This is a genomic window from Euzebya rosea, from assembly GCF_003073135.1.
Taxonomy (GTDB): domain Bacteria; phylum Actinomycetota; class Nitriliruptoria; order Euzebyales; family Euzebyaceae; genus Euzebya; species Euzebya rosea.
In genome coordinates this window covers 1-14,237 of the sequence record NZ_PGDQ01000033.1, presented here as the reverse complement: position 1 = coordinate 14,237, position 14,237 = coordinate 1, and the positions used below count along the sequence as shown (strand labels likewise).

12 protein-coding genes are annotated in these 14,237 nt (G+C 68.8%); 4 read left to right on the top strand and 8 right to left on the bottom strand.

The window, feature by feature from the left end:
* Positions 1-1,112: cell wall-binding repeat-containing protein (locus CUC05_RS24110; protein ID WP_205712525.1), on the top strand; the 1,112-nt coding region annotated here is incomplete at its 5' end.
* Positions 1,113-1,162: 50 nt separating this feature from the next.
* Here CUC05_RS24110 and CUC05_RS24105 read toward each other — a convergent pair.
* The 4 genes from CUC05_RS24105 to CUC05_RS24090 form a co-directional block, all read right to left on the bottom strand.
* Entirely contained in the window at positions 1,163-3,115 is a 1,953-nt protein-coding gene (locus tag CUC05_RS24105) for a S8 family serine peptidase (RefSeq protein WP_108668705.1), read from the bottom strand.
* Positions 3,116-3,705: 590 nt separating this feature from the next.
* The gene (locus CUC05_RS24100; protein ID WP_108668704.1) at positions 3,706-4,023 is read right to left on the bottom strand and encodes a PDDEXK family nuclease; all 318 of its coding nucleotides are present in this window, start codon (positions 4,021-4,023) and stop codon (positions 3,706-3,708) included.
* A 199-nt stretch (positions 4,024-4,222) separates the two neighbouring features.
* Positions 4,223-5,539: a tyrosine-type recombinase/integrase gene (locus tag CUC05_RS24095; RefSeq protein ID WP_108668703.1), complete on the bottom strand. Its 1,317-nt coding sequence runs from the start codon at positions 5,537-5,539 to the stop codon at positions 4,223-4,225.
* Positions 5,532-6,143: a helix-turn-helix domain-containing protein gene (locus CUC05_RS24090; protein WP_157965974.1), complete on the bottom strand. Its 612-nt coding sequence runs from the start codon at positions 6,141-6,143 to the stop codon at positions 5,532-5,534. Before CUC05_RS24090 ends, CUC05_RS24095 begins: the two co-directional genes overlap by 8 nt.
* A 207-nt stretch (positions 6,144-6,350) precedes the next feature.
* On the opposite strand from CUC05_RS24090, the gene CUC05_RS24085 reads away from it, so the two are divergent.
* Positions 6,351-6,530 carry a hypothetical protein gene (locus tag CUC05_RS24085; RefSeq protein WP_108668701.1) on the top strand — a complete coding sequence of 60 codons (180 nt, stop codon included), beginning with the start codon at positions 6,351-6,353 and terminating at the stop codon, positions 6,528-6,530.
* A gap of 1,185 nt (positions 6,531-7,715) precedes the next feature.
* Here CUC05_RS24085 and CUC05_RS24080 read toward each other — a convergent pair.
* The 3 genes from CUC05_RS24080 to CUC05_RS24070 all read right to left on the bottom strand — a co-directional run bounded on the left by CUC05_RS24080 (position 7,716) and on the right by CUC05_RS24070 (position 10,289).
* The gene (locus CUC05_RS24080; protein WP_157965973.1) at positions 7,716-8,849 is read right to left on the bottom strand and encodes a CaiB/BaiF CoA transferase family protein; all 1,134 of its coding nucleotides are present in this window, start codon (positions 8,847-8,849) and stop codon (positions 7,716-7,718) included.
* Positions 8,850-8,925: 76 nt separating this feature from the next.
* The gene (locus CUC05_RS24075) at positions 8,926-9,654 is read right to left on the bottom strand and encodes a transglutaminase-like domain-containing protein (RefSeq protein ID WP_157965972.1); all 729 of its coding nucleotides are present in this window, start codon (positions 9,652-9,654) and stop codon (positions 8,926-8,928) included.
* Positions 9,655-9,677: 23 nt separating this feature from the next.
* Positions 9,678-10,289, bottom strand: a complete 612-nt coding sequence (locus CUC05_RS24070) for a TetR/AcrR family transcriptional regulator (protein WP_108668698.1) — start codon at positions 10,287-10,289, stop codon at positions 9,678-9,680.
* 69 nt (positions 10,290-10,358) lie between these two features.
* On the opposite strand from CUC05_RS24070, the gene CUC05_RS24065 reads away from it, so the two are divergent.
* On the top strand, positions 10,359-11,717 hold the full coding sequence (locus tag CUC05_RS24065) for a cytochrome P450 (RefSeq protein ID WP_108668697.1): 1,359 nt from the start codon (positions 10,359-10,361) through the stop codon (positions 11,715-11,717).
* Positions 11,718-11,763: 46 nt separating this feature from the next.
* Positions 11,764-13,296: a cytochrome P450 gene (locus tag CUC05_RS24060; RefSeq protein ID WP_108668696.1), complete on the top strand. Its 1,533-nt coding sequence runs from the start codon at positions 11,764-11,766 to the stop codon at positions 13,294-13,296.
* Here the strand turns inward: CUC05_RS24060 and CUC05_RS24055 are convergent.
* Entirely contained in the window at positions 13,285-13,902 is a 618-nt protein-coding gene (locus CUC05_RS24055; protein ID WP_157965971.1) for a TetR/AcrR family transcriptional regulator, read from the bottom strand. The genes CUC05_RS24060 and CUC05_RS24055 overlap by 12 nt on opposite strands.
* Positions 13,903-14,237: the final 335 nt, after the last annotated feature.

Genomic DNA, 14,237 nt, shown 5'->3' with positions numbered 1-14,237 from the left:
ACGACCACGGCACCGACCCCCTCGACCCCGACACCGACGACGACGGCCTCACCGACGGCGAGGAAGTCAACGACCACGGCACCGACCCCCTCGACCCCGACACCGACGACGGTGGCACGACCGACGGCGTGGAGGTCATGGACGGGACCGAGCCCGTCAACACCCCCGAGGACGATGCCGCCAACCGCGTGGACGGCACTGACCGCGTCGAGACGTCCGTGGAGGTGTCCTCCTCCGGGCTGGACAGCGCCACCGCTGCGGTCCTGGCGCGCAGCGACGTGTTCGCCGATGCCCTGACCGCGTCGTCGCTGGCCGCCGAGGTCGACGGTCCGATCCTGCTGACCACGCCCGACACCCTCGACAGCCGGGTCGCCGACGAGCTGACCCGCCTGGGCGTGGAGACCGTCTACATGGTCGGCGGCACGGCGGCCCTCTCCACGGAGGTCGAGGAGGGTCTGCGCGCCGAGGGCTACGCCGTGCGGCGGATCGAGGGGCCCAGCCGCTTCGACACCGCCGTCGCGATCGCCGAGGAGGTCGTCGGACTCGGTGGGCCGGTGGACACCGTGACCTTCGCCCGCCACGACCAGTTCCCCGACGCCATGTCGGCAGCCAACCTGGCCACCTGGGGACGGTCCCCGATCCTGCTGTCCACCCGCGACGACATCCCCGACGTCTCCATGGACGCGCTGGCCTCGCTCCTGTCGGGCGATCCCGACGCCCTGACGCTGGCCGGTGGGGTGTCCGCCCTGTCCCCGGCCGTCGACGCCGAGCTGCTGGCCGACGGGTACACGACCCGCCGGATCTCCGGCGCCGACCGCTACAGCACGTCGGTGGCCTTCCTCGAGGAGGCCGTCGACCTCGGCGCTGACCTCGAGCGCACCTGGGTCGCCTCCGGGCTGGACTTCCCCGACGCGCTGGCAGCCGGCGTGGCGGCCTGGAACGACGGCGGCGCGCTGATGCTGGTGCACGGTGCGGACCTCGAGGCGAGCCCCGCGTCGGGGACCTACCTCCGCGCCAACGCCGAGTCGATCGACCGCGTGGTCATCGTCGGTGGCGAAGCCGCCGTCTCCCGCACCGTCGAGCGGCAGATCGTGGAGGCGATCGCCGACTGACCGCGGGTCGGACCCGCCCCTCCACCGGACACCACGGGTGGTCGATGTCGTCAGCCGACGGCGTCGACCACCCGTTGTGGTGTCACCCGTGCCGTGTCCGCGGTGCTCGCCGGGCCGGGGGCCAGGACGATCGGCAGTCCCAGCGGGGCCGAGGCCAGGCCGGACACCCAGCCCGTGTCGCCCCACCCATCGATCACCGTGACGCCGGCGACATCGGACAGCAGCTGGTCGCGGATCGCCTCGGCCGTCGCCCGTCGGTCGGACCCTGCGGTTCGCGAAGGGGCAACGCCGGCGGCCGCGGCGACCTGCGCCTCCACCTCCGCCGACAGCGCTGCCGTCCCCCCGAGCAGCACGACCCGGCGCGGTTGACGAGTGGCGAGGTGCGACGCCACCGCCGGGTGGAGCGCATCGCCCGGCGTCAGCAGCAGCGGAACGTGCAGGCGGGCAGCCACGATGCCACCGGCGACCGCGTCGACCCAGCTGTCGGCGGAGGCCAGCAGGACGGTGTCGGCGCTGGCGAGGGAGGCGCTGTCGGCGACGGCCAGGGCGGTCTCGACTCGCGATGCACCAGCAAGCCGCACCGGCGTCCATCCGTGGCCCGCGAGCTGGTCCTCCACGATCGCTGGCAGGGCAGCCGCACCCCCGACCAGCATCACCGATGATCCCTCGGGCAGCACCCTGGACAGCTCCCCCAGGGTTGCCGAGGGCAGCCCGTCGGCCCCGGCCAGGAGGAGCGGCACGTCGGGGCCCGCGAGGCTCGTGGCGGCCAGCGCGTCTGCCCATCCGGCATCGCTGACCAGCACCGCAGCCCGTGCCCGGCCCTCCCCCACGGCAGCGCGGGACAGCGCCGAGGCCCGGTCGGATCGGTCCACCGCCGGGACACGTCGTGCGCCGAGCCCGACGAGGGCCGCGGCCAGGTCGAGCGCACCAGCGCCCGTGCGGGGATCCCAGCCGGGTGGGCCGAGGTCGACCGCGGCATCCTGCAGCCGCTCGACCGCGGACGCCGGGGAGATCGTCCCTTCCGTCGTGTCCGGTGCCACGGACAGCAGCTGCGCCAGCGCCCCGACCACGAAGGGTGCGGCGAAGGACGCCCCGTTCACGACGACGTGCCGTCCACCGGGTGCGGTGGTGAACACCCGTACCCCGGGTGCGGCCAGGTCGACCCAGTCGCCGTGGCTCGCGAAGCCAGGCGGCGACCACGTGTCGTCCAGGGCCGCCACCCCGACCACGCCGGTGGTCGCCGCCGGGTACATCGTCGGGTTGCCGTCGGCCCCGTGGTTGCCGGCCGACGCCACAACGAGGACCCCCTCCTCCACTGCGGTGCGAACCGCGCTGCGAAGGACGGGCGCGTCGACGTCGGTGGTCAACGAGACGTTGATGATGTCGACGCCTCGGTCGACCGCCCACAGGATGCCCTCGGCCACGTCGCTGGCCCACGCGCCACCCTCGTCGTCCACGACCTTGACCGACACGAGGTCCACGCCGTCGGCCAGGCCGGCCATCCCATGACCGTCATCGGCGCGAGCGGCGATGATCCCGGCCACGCCGGTGCCGTGTCCAAGCGTGTCGGTGTCCCAGTCGTCCCCGAACACCGACCAGCCGTCGACGACGACGTGTGCCAGCGCGGGATGGCCGGCGTCCACGCCGGAGTCGACCACCGCCACCGTTGTCCCCGTCCCGCGTTCACCGCCGAGGAGGGTGCCCTCCCCGACCGCGTCGAGGCCCCACTGGTGCACCCGATACGGGTCGCCGGGTCCGGTGGCGTCGACGACCAGCCGCGGGTCGGGCAGGGCGGCGGCAACCATCGGAGTGGGACCGGCGATCCGGACCACTCGCCCGGCCTCGACGAACGCGGCCCTCGCCGCCCCTGTGCCGCGCAGGTGCGTGCCGTCCGGACGGGCCTGCTCGGCCGACGCGGCCCCCGGGGCGACCGCAGAGAGGACGACCGCAACGACCGACAGGATCGAGACGACCCTCCAGCCCTCGTACCGCGACAACGTCATGGCCGCACGCTACGAAACGCATCGCGGACTGCATCACTCTTTCACCTCCGGTCCCGGGCTGTTGACGGAGAGTGATGGTCGAGCACGGTGGGTCAGCGCCGGGACAGCATCCAGTCGCGCAGCGCCGCGCCGATCTCGTCGGGGGAGTCCTCCTGCACGAAGTGTGAACCTCGGCCATGCTGTGGCACTCTGTGGCACTGAACGGCGCACAAGGAGTCCGTTTCTTCGGCCACGTATTGCCCGACTGTCCTACTTGCAATTGCCAACGCCTGCCGGGCCCTGCCAAGGCACGTCACTGGAATGCAGTCATTCGTGCAGTCATCCGCGCCGCTTCTCGATTCGTACGGACGGGGCGGGTTGAGACCCGATCGCCCTAGTTGCCAACTTCAATAGCGAGCTTCACTGACACGAGTGGGGATGACCGCCCGACCGCACCGGGACTGACGCAGCCAGCAGACCGGGCCCCGACGTCGCCCAAGGGTGGGATCTGTGCCGGACTTGGGACTCGATCTCGGGGCACCGAAGTCGGCGACGGCGCTGGGGCGGACCGGTGAGCTGACGCATCGCCGGTAGGCCAGATGCAGACCGGTTCACGTCTGCTGGCTGGCCCGGTTGAGGATCTTCTCCATCGCGGCTGACAGCTTGAACTTATGGGCCCGCCAGTACTTGCAGAACTCGCCCTCGGTGGTGAACTCGCCGCGTCCGGGGCGGAGGTCGTTGAGGTCCAGGACTCCGATGTACTCGCGTGTCGTTGAGGGCCGCTCGCGGGATGCGATCTTCCAGGTCGCGTGGACGATGCACTCGACGTCCTCGACCCGCGAACCACCGTCGGCGCTCTCCGCCTGCGATTTCCTCGGCCGCGATTCCTCAGGGCCTGCTTCTGATCGAAGTGCTTCACTCGCGCGCACGAGAAGTGGGCATGGGACCTCGAGTAGCTCCTGAGCACATCCTCGGCGGCGAGTTTCGTTCGAGATCGCCGAGCGGTGCACAGGACCAGCCCCTCAGGGGTGCCAGGCCGTCTTGCGGTCTGGGCGCACCCCGGCTGCGGCGCATTCGTCGGGGCGAGACGGTCGGCAAGGCCGACGTCGGGGCCGGTGGGCGAGACCGTCAGGTGCGTTTGGGCGTCGGCACCTCACTGGCTGAGGGTGGGTCGTGGCGGGCCCACCTGTCCCCGATGATCCTGGCCGCGTCCCGTCGGTGCTCCTCGAGTGCGTGGGTGTACCGATCGAGCATCGCGGACGTGGTGTGGCCCAGGAGGTCCTGAACGGTCTTGGGGCTCGCACCTCCGGCGAGCGCCTGGGTCCCGGCGGTGTGGCGTGTCGCCCCGTGCCACCGGGTCATGCGTTCCTCGGGCACTCCAGCCCGCCGGGCCGCCCTGCTCAGCACGGCGCGGACATGCGACGGCATCAGTGGGCCACCGCCACGGGGCCCACCTGTGGTCATCTCCCAGCGTGACGGCCACACCAGCGCGTCCCCGACGGGTTCGGGGCGTGGCCGGGTCGCAACCTGGTTCCGGTCGTTGCGGGCAGGCCCGGGACGGCGGTCCGCGGGCCATTCGCGTCGCCATCGTCGCAGGGTGAGTGCGACGTCGATCGGGAGGGCGACGACGCGCGTCTTGCGGCCCTTGGGCAGCTTCCGGTGGATCCTGCCGTTCTGATCGCGTGTGATCTGTGTGTCGATGGTCATCGTCGGGACACGGTCGGCCCTGTCGATGTCGAGTTCGCTCAGCTCGTCGTCGCTGAGTTCGTCGAGGAGGTCGAGCTGGCACCACCTTGCCCCAACCAGCTCACCCAGCCGAGGGCCGACGGTCATGCCGACCATCACCATGGTCTGCAGGCGATGGCCGTCCAGCGCGTCGATGATGGCCTTGGCGTCGTCCAGTTCAAGCGGGTCGACGGTCTGACGTTCGGAGTCGGTGTCGTCGCCGGGTGGTGGTACGTAGGTGTCACGAACGGGATCGTCGACGGTGATCCGCATCGCCCTGGCGTAGGTCCAGGCAGCGTTGAGGTGCCCGCGGAGTTGCTGGACGGTCTGCCTGGACCTCGGCTTCCCGAAACGGGTCGGTCGGGCAAGGACCTCGTCGAGAGCCCCCTGAACGTCGCGCGGGTGGACTTCGGAGACACGCATCCTCGCCAGTGAGTCCGGGATCAGCGCACAACGGCCCGCGTAGTTGGCGCGGGCATTGGCCGCCGGTGCGCGGCGGCGTTCCAGGTCTGCGAGCCAGTCGTCGACCAGCTCGCGGACGGTCGGGTCGGTGTGGCGCTCCACCTTCCGGGCGACGTCGTACTGACGTTGCCGCCAGGTGCTGTAGGCCTCGGTCCGTGTTGGCCGGGTGGTCACCCGTCGGCGTCCCCTGCTGTCGTACCAGGTGACTGACCAGCGGCCGTCCGAGCGCTTGTTGATCCCGCCTGGGGCGTTAGCCATGCCGGATCACCTCCTCGGCGAGCCCGGCGATCAGGGACACCTGTGCCGTGGTCGCGTTGTCGAGGACGTCGAGGACGCGCCGCCGGTCCGGGGACCCCCGGAACATGAGGTCCCCATGGGCGTCGGTGGCCGACGTCGCGTGCCCCGCGAGCGCCCGGACGATCAGCTGCCGTTGCTCTTCCCAAACACGATCGTGCTCCTGGTCCAACAGCAGCAGTTCCTCTCCGTCGATCTCGATGGTGTAGCGGGCCACGTCGTACTCGAGGTCGTCCCAGACGTGCTTGGGGATGCCGACTGCGCGTCGCATGCGGTCGAGGGTGGATCCGTACGCACGAGTGTGACCCTGTTCGTAGCGAGACCAGGTCGTCGAGGAGACGTCCGCGAGGTCTCCGGCCTTCACAAGGCTTAGGCCGCGCTTGTGCCTGGCGTCCCGGAGGAGTTGTCTCCGTCGGTTGTTTGTCGCCAGTTCCTCTGCGTCCGCCTGGACAAGCGCGGCCGCGAACGCCTCGCGGCTGGCCCAGCCGAGACGCTGCCAGTCGTCCAGGCGCGGATCGTCCCCCTTCACCGGAACGCTGGTCGCAGATTCGTTCGGAGCTGATGCCATGCCTACAGCCTGCCACAGCATGCCGCGGCATGCCATCGTTTGTTCGCAGTGGACAGGACAGAGTGATACAGCTATGCTCCGCGCAAGATGTCGCCCCCCACAGACGCCCGTTCCAGTTCATCCCCACGCAAGCCCGCCCCGCACGGGCCTGCATGCGGCCCCCAGGAGGTCACGCTCACGCGGGTCCCCGCCGTCGAGGAGCGCCCCGTGGCCGAGTGCGTCACCGTTCTCCAGGCCGTCGACATCACCCAGTTCGGGGAGCGGACGATCCGTCGACGCATGGCCGACGGCACCCTGCGCACACGGATGCACGGACGGCGACGCATCATCTACCTGGACTCTCTGGCGCGAATGGTCGGTGCCACCTACGACACGGCCGACGTGTAGACGGGCCACCACGTCCGTCCTGACCGTCGCCCTGCCCCGGCATGACGAGGGCCGGGCCGGCTGAGGTGCTGCACTCACATCCAGACAGCTGATGACCGTAGCGACGGTCTTGTCCAGGATCGGGACGACGACCCGGAACCGTGACCACGCCAACCAGGGGCAGAACAGCCACGTCCGTCGGCCGCCGACGGCCGGGCCGTCGCCGAAGTCGAACTGCAACCACGACCCCGGTTCGGGGATCCACGGCATGTAGGTGCGGCGGTTGCCGGCCTCCCACGACTCCTTCGCTGCGGCGACCACGCGGCGGGTCGTGCCTTCCGACCCGTCATAGCCCATCGCGACCAGCTCGCGGTGCGCCACGTCGGCGCGGGCCTCTTGCCGTGCGATGCCTCGACCCACTGGCCGATCAGCGCCGCGTAGTCGTCGGTCTTGCGGGGCCGGTCGAACCCGGCATGGCCCGGTGGCAGACCGGCGTCGCGGCGGGCGACGTGATGGGCCACGGTGTGGTGGGTCACAACCGGCCAGCGCGCCGGCCGCCCGGTAGGACCCGGTGAGGTCGAACGGCTCCCGAATCTCAGTCACTTCTTTGCCATCCTTCAACTTGTCCCTCCTGAGGAACCTGGGCTGTCGTGGATGACGCGCAGTGAACTCAGGAGGGGCGCCACAACCGGCCAGGCCAACCCCGGCGGCGGGCATCGATCAACGGATGGGGAGAACTGATGGCCGCCCCTGGGGACGTTCTTGTGACCACCGATGGGGACTTCTCGTGTCCGCCAACTGGGAGGGTTCTCATAGCCGCCGACAATCGCGCGGGAAGTCCGACAGGTCCGGTGCTCGGTCCTGACCGACGCCGTGCGCACCGACGGCCATCTCCATCGCCCCATCGCGGTCTCGTGAGCGACCTTTGGCGCGTCGAGTCCACCCACGTGCTGGCACGCGCCCACATGACCATGGTCTGGGAACGAACCCGTCAGATCCGATGACTCCGGCAGGCGGTCAGGGAGTGCTTCACAGCAGCCCTGGTGGCGCTTGCGGGACCTCAGGCACGCCGAGGCGCTCGCGTTGCTCGCCGCAGCGATGGACCCCGAACAGGCCGCGAGGCTGTCGAGGCAGCAGCGCTGTGCTGCTCCGGCGAGGAGGTCGCAAGCGGCGGATCGATGCCCGCGCCGAAGGATCAGGCCGTGCTCATCCGTCGGACCTCTTGATACCCTTTATTGGCGCTGCAATGGTTCGGTAGGCAACGGAGTTCTCCTCGACGTCCCGGACGACTGCGCGCCCCCTCACGTAGGGCGTTGCCAACGCTTCGTCCACCTCGAGGACCGGAGCGCACGGCACGTCGTGAGCCTCGAGCACGGCCAGAACCGCCGCACGGGTCCGGCCAGCGATGGCTCCTTGAATGGCGGCGTTGACCTCCTCACGCCGGGCGACTCGGCCGGCCATGCGATTCAGTGCACTGTCCTCCTTCAGCGCTCGGAGTTCCAGCGCATGGCACAGGGAGGGCCAGAACCTGTCGCTGTACACCGCGATGACGACATGACCATCCGCTGCTTCGTAGGAGCCATAGGGCACCACAGCTGGGTGTTGGTTGCCGATCCGTACCGGCGTGTTCCCCGTTGTCGCCGCGTCGGTGCCTATGTAGCTCAGCAACGACAGGCTCGCGTCCAGCATCGGCACCTCAAGATGCCCGCCGTCTCCGCTGATGTCCCTGTGCCGCAGGCCAGCCAGGGCCCCAATTGCGGCCCAAAGGCCCGCGGCCAGGTCGCTGACGGGAACTCCGGCCCGAAACGGGGGCTGATCCGGGTTGCCCGTCAGCGACATGATCCCTGACAGCGCCTGGATGACCAGGTCGTAGGCTGGCCGACCACCCTCTGGTGTGCCGTCCGCGAACCCCGCGATGGTGACCATCACCAGCCTCGGATGCCGGACGGACAACTGCCTCGGCGCGACGCCGAGCCGCTCCGCGCTGTCCGCGCGGAGGTTGTGGATCAGGATGTCGGCCGTGCTCAGCAAGTCATCGAGATGCTTCCGGCCGCTCTGGGTGCTGAGGTCCTCGGTGAGGATCACCTTGCCAGCATTTACTGTTCGGTGATACAGGGACGTTCCGCGCACGAACGGGCCCACCTGCATGGAAGCGTCACCTCCCGGCGGTTCGACCTTGATGACCTCTGCCCCCAGCTGGGCGAGCGCCCACGTCGCGTACGGACCTGCCAGCACCTGTGAGAGGTCGATAGCCCTCAGCCCGGCGAGCGGTGGCACCGGTCCGGACCGGACGGTCGATGGTCCGGCCTCTTTGGAGCGATCATCGTCGGTGCGATCCATGGGACTGACGCTAGGAGCATTCGACCGCGTGCACTTGCACTGCGTGCCGCTGCCCGGAACGGGGCGATCATCAACCTCATCGCGCGTCGCCGTCGGCTCCACGCCCGAGCCCGGTGTGATCCCAGACCGGATCGGTGCTCCGGGCCTTCTCCTCATCAACGGCGTGCGCGGCGTCGGGGGCGCGCAGGATCCCCGCCATCGACGGGTAGGCCTGGGAAAGCGCCCGCGTGATGCGCGCAATGGGAACCTCCTGGTACGTCCCGTGGTCGTTGATGTACTCCATGTGCCGCCGGCCCGACCCGTCGAAGGCATGCAGGAGCGCGTCCTCACGACCGTCGAACTCCAGCGGTGGGACGCCGAAGCGCTCACAGAGCAGCGAGTCGAAGGCCGGTGAGGCCTTGCACCGGACGTCATCCACCAGTACCTCGGTGTAGCCGTGCCAGACGAAGATATGGGTGCCCATGAGTTCGGTGAGTCTCGGGGACGACAGATGGTTGCGGACGTCGGCGTAGCCCGGGCGGGCAGGGATGCCGAGCGCCCTGCAACAGGCAACAAACAGCGTGGCCTTGGGCACGCACCAGTTGCGTGGCGATCGCAGCACCGAACTGGCACGCATGCCATCGAGCGACAGGTCGACGACGTAGGGGTTGTAGCGGATCTCGTCCCGAATCGCGCTGAACAGGGTGTTGACCCGTTCGTGGATCCCGGTCGTCCCGGCGCACGTGTCCCTCACGAAGGCCAGAATGTCGGGATGGTCGGAGTCGATGAGCGCTGTGGGCGCCACATCGGCGGTCGTGGTCGGCATCGCGGAGTCCTCAACGGGGTCCGTCATGGCTGGCTGTCCGCCGGTGTGGGTCTCGCAGCCTTCGCCGGGTAGGCCCGTCTGAGGAGCTCGGTGACGAAGCCACGGAGCCGCGCCTCGGAATCCACGCCTTCCGTCAGGGGAGGGGTCAGAACCAGGGAGAGGGTCATCCGCGCGGCCCATTCAGCAGCAGCAGGCAGGTCGTCGACGTGGATCTCGCCTGACTGCCGCGCCGCGAACAGGTATGGGGTCAGGAGCTCGACCGCCTGCTCCAGGATCGGTCGAGCCTCGAGCGTCAGCAGGGGCAGCACCGTGTCCGATTCCTCCGTGAGGAGCGACTGGAGGACGGAGTTCTCCCGGGCGAAGGCAACAGTGAAGCGCAGTGCCTCCACAAACCGCTCCACGATCGGCTCGGGCCGATCCATGACTGGTGACACGGCGTCGAAGTACCTGGCCACCTCCCGGGCTATCAGCCCACGGACGATCTCAGCAGAACCGCCGACGTGGCGGTACACCGTCGGCCTGGACACCCCGGCCTGAGCGGCGACGCGCGAGACGTTCACCCCTCGGAGGCCCGCCGACCGAAGCTTCGAGCCCGCCGCTTCCAGGATCACCTCGCGCAGGTCGGATTCACCCATAGAATCGAACTATATCTCATTTATCGACCTTAGGTTGACAATTCATATGCCAACTGTAAAGGTGGGCACATGAGCAACGTGACCAGGTCGCTGGATCACCCGCCGCCCCTCCCGCTCCCACCCCCGGCGTCGACCCCGTTGGGCAATTTGTGGGACCTCCACCGGCGCGGTCCCGAATGGCTCTCGGACACCGCTCAGAGGTACGGCGACGTCGTCCCCTTGGCATTCCCACGACAGCGGACCTTTCTGGTGTCCTCCCCCGACCTGGTCGAGAGGGTGCTCGTCACACGCGCTCGGGACTACCTCAAGAGTCCGATGACCAACATGCTGCGCCCGTTGATCGGCGACGGACTGGTGGTCTCGGAGGGCGATGTCCACAAGGCCAACCGCCAGACGGTGCAGGGCTTCTTCGACCATGCTCACCTCGAGCGCTATGGCGAAGTGATGAGGGAGGAGTCGCAGCGACTTCTCGATGGGTGGCGCTCGGGCGGTTCGGTCGACATCTCCGAGGCGATGACCTACCTCACGCTGCGCATCGTCGGCCGCTGTCTGTTCGGAACCGACGTCGGTAGTGGGTCCACGCACGTCTCCCGGTGGCTGGACGTGGTCATGGGACGCGCCGACGTCCGAGTCGGGCTGCTTCCCAGGTGGTCCCGCCATATCCCAAGCAGCCCCCTACGCCGCATAGGGGCCGCCGAAGCCGCGCTACACGCCTACACCGAGGATCTCATCGCCAAGCGGCGCGTGAATCCCGGCGGCGAGGACCTCCTGTCCGCGTTGGTAGCTGCGGCGGAGGAGGCCGGCTGGACGGACCGCCAGGTCCGAGACGAGGCAGTGACCATGCTGTTGGCAGGGCACGAGACCACCGCCACCGCCCTCACCTGGGCATGGGCGCTGATCGCCGAGCACCCCGACGTTCGCACCGCCTTGCAGCAGGAGGTCGACAGGCTGGATGGCCCGGCCGGATGGGACGACCTCCCACGCCTGCCGTACACACGGCAGGTCCTTGCCGAGACGATGCGGCTCCGTCCGCCGGTCTGGACCATCGAACGGGTCGCTGTCCGACCCACGCGGCTGGGCCCCGCCATGCTCGAGCGAGGCGACACCGCCCTGCTGAGCCAGTGGGTCCTCCACCATGACCCCCGGTGGTGGCCAGAGCCGGACCGCTTCGATCCGACGCGGTTCGCTCCAGGCGACGGGGGGAGCACCGGGGGCATGGTGGGCCGACCAAAGTTCGCGTACTTCCCGTTCGGTGGAGGGTCGCGACTGTGCATCGGTGATCGGTTCGCCTGGGCGGAGGGAACGCTCATCCTCGCCAACCTCGCCGCGGACTGGGAACTGTGGCCGACTGGGCCGCTGCCCCGGCACAAACCCCGGTTCACCCTCCGGCCAGCTGAGTCCGTCCGCATGACCACTCGGCGTCGCTGACGCCGCCCACACCAGCACCGCCGCCGATCAAGGAGCGCAGATCACCATGCCCCAGCAGACCATTCCCACCAGCCCCATCGCCGAGACGTTGAACGGGATCCGTCACACGCGCCGCCGAGTCGCAGCCACGTCACGCGTCCTCGCCGCTGCGCCAACAGGGATGCTGCACACGGTCGCGCGCACGACTCCCGGTGACGCGATCACTGCTGCTCGGGATCTCCTTGCACCCTACGACCATGCACTGGCAGACCCGCCGCACGGCAGCGGCCTGCGTCCCGTTCCCGGGCATGCGGGACAGCCGCTGGTCGGAGCCTTGCGACACCTGACTGGAGACCGACTTCGCTGGCATCAGGACCAGTACGCACAGTACGGGCCCGTCTTCTGGACGCACATGGCAGGGCGGCGCGGGGTCATCGTCGCCCACCCGGACCACATCGGACAGATCCTGCTCAACACCGACAAGGACTTCTCAAACGAGGGCTGGCAGGAACTCATCGGAAAGTTCTTCGACCGAGGGCTCATGCTGCTGAGCTTCGACGAACACCTCGACCATCGCCGCATCATGCAGGCGGCATTTCAGCGGGACCGCCTGGCCGGCTACCTCGCAGGGATGGACCGCCGCATCTCCGCCGATCTTCGAGACACCTGGCCGACGGAGGGGACCACGACGGTCTACCGCAGGATGAAGGACCTCGCCATGCGCGTGGCGGCAGACGTCTTCCTGGGTGCGGATCTCGACAAACGGAGCCGCCAGAAGTTGCTGGCCGGCTTCCACGCACAGCCGCGCGCGGTCACTGAGGCCCTCCGGTTGGACCTGCCATGGTCGTTGTGGGGGCGTGGTCGCAACGGTTACGACGACGTGACCCGGTGGATCCGGTCGCAGATCCCTGCGAAACGAGACGGGGACGGTCGCGACCTGTTCTCGGCCATGGTCCACGCACGCGACAACAACGACCAGACCTTCTCCGACGACGACATCGTGCGCCACATGAACTTCATGTGGTTCGCCTCGCATGACACCACCACGCTTGCGATGGCGATCATGGCGTGGGGCTTCGCTGCACACCCGAACTGGCAGGACCGGGCGTACGAGGAATCGGCGTCCATCGGTGACCGGCCGTTGGAACCTGGCGACCTGGACCGCCTCACGGCGATCGACCTCGTCATGAAGGAATCGATGAGACTCTGGCCACCGGTCCCCGCGATGATCAGGAGGGCCGTGCGCGACACGTCCATCGGTGACTACTTCGTCCCAGCGGACACCTTCATCGCGGTGATGAACCCCGCGACACACCGGCTGAAGGAGTTCTGGGACGACCCCGAAGCATTTGATCCAGCCCGTTTCGAGGGAGCCCGTTCGGAGCACAAGCGACACCGGCACATGTACGTCCCCTTCGGAGCGGGCGCGCACAAGTGCATCGGGTACGCCTTCGCTGAGATCGAAGCCAAGACCCTGTGGCACCGACTGCTGCTCACCAGGAGGTTCGACCTCATCGAACCGGGCTACCAACCACCGATGGGGTGGAAGGCGCTTCCGGAACCTCTGGACGACCTCCCTGTCCGAGTCTCACGTCGTTGAGTGAGGGTCAGTCGGGGGACCGGCCAGACCTTCCAGCATCCATCCCACCACCTCGTCCGCCAGCTGCTCCAGCGTGAGCCGTCCATCAGGGCGAAACCACACAGGAATGGAGTTCAGCGCACCGAACATCAGCTTCACCGCGGGGCCCACGGGAAGTGACCTGAACTCCCCCGCCTCCACGCCCTCGTGGATGAGTGCGGCCAACCGCTGCTCGTGCTTCTGGCGCGCACGTGCGAAGCGCTCGTGTGCCTCCCGATCGAGCAGGACGTTGACGTTCTCGCCCAGCACCTGCCCCTCGACCGAGGTGGCGCCAACGGTCACGTGGGCCCTGACGAAGGCACGCAGCCGCTCCTCCGCTGAGCCCTCGACCTGGGCTGCCTCCTCAGCGATGCGGGAGGTGACCTGCTCCAAGATCACCGCCAACAACTCCTCCTTGCTGTTGACGTAGTAGTACAGGCTCGCCTTGGAGAGGCCGATGCGTTCGCCTATGCGATCCAGCGTCGCGTTGACGAAACCCTGGAGCGCGAACTCTTCGGCGGCGGCGCGCAGGATCATCTCGCGCCGCAGTTCGTGGCGACGTGCTTGCCGTCCGTCGGTGACTGCCAAAAGGGTCTCCTGTCACTGGGTCTGGCTCCGTCCACCACTGGATCGAGTTGCCAGCGAACCTTGGCGCGACGATTGCCCCGAAGGCGCCTGTTCATGCGCCCGTGCTGCATCCTGTTCGACCAGCTGTCGGAGGGCGAGCGGTGAGTAAGTCAAGCCGTAGGGTATCCGCCCCCGTGGCGGGAGACAGGCCCGAGGGGTGCTGCCACATGTCTGCGACGGGGCGGGGTTCCGTCTGGTGGAACGGTGGGGTGTTGGTGAGGGGGGCGGGTTGGTTTGGTGGTGGGGTCCGCGGGGGTGGAGCCGAGCTGGAGGAGTCGATGGTGGAAGCTGATGGG

Bases quoted from the DNA above. Each gene is read 5' to 3' on its own strand.
- CUC05_RS24065 (WP_108668697.1), top strand. From the start codon at position 10,359: ATGAGCAACGTGACCAGGTCGCTGGATCACCCGCCGCCCCTCCCGCTC.
- CUC05_RS24095 (WP_108668703.1), bottom strand. From the start codon at position 5,539: ATGGCTAACGCCCCAGGCGGGATCAACAAGCGCTCGGACGGCCGCTGG.
- CUC05_RS24060 (WP_108668696.1), top strand. From the start codon at position 11,764: ATGCCCCAGCAGACCATTCCCACCAGCCCCATCGCCGAGACGTTGAAC.
- CUC05_RS24090 (WP_157965974.1), bottom strand. From the start codon at position 6,143: ATGGCATCAGCTCCGAACGAATCTGCGACCAGCGTTCCGGTGAAGGGG.
- CUC05_RS24080 (WP_157965973.1), bottom strand. From the start codon at position 8,849: ATGGATCGCACCGACGATGATCGCTCCAAAGAGGCCGGACCATCGACC.
- CUC05_RS24075 (WP_157965972.1), bottom strand. From the start codon at position 9,654: ATGCCGACCACGACCGCCGATGTGGCGCCCACAGCGCTCATCGACTCC.
- CUC05_RS24070 (WP_108668698.1), bottom strand. From the start codon at position 10,289: ATGGGTGAATCCGACCTGCGCGAGGTGATCCTGGAAGCGGCGGGCTCG.
- CUC05_RS24105 (WP_108668705.1), bottom strand. From the start codon at position 3,115: ATGACGTTGTCGCGGTACGAGGGCTGGAGGGTCGTCTCGATCCTGTCG.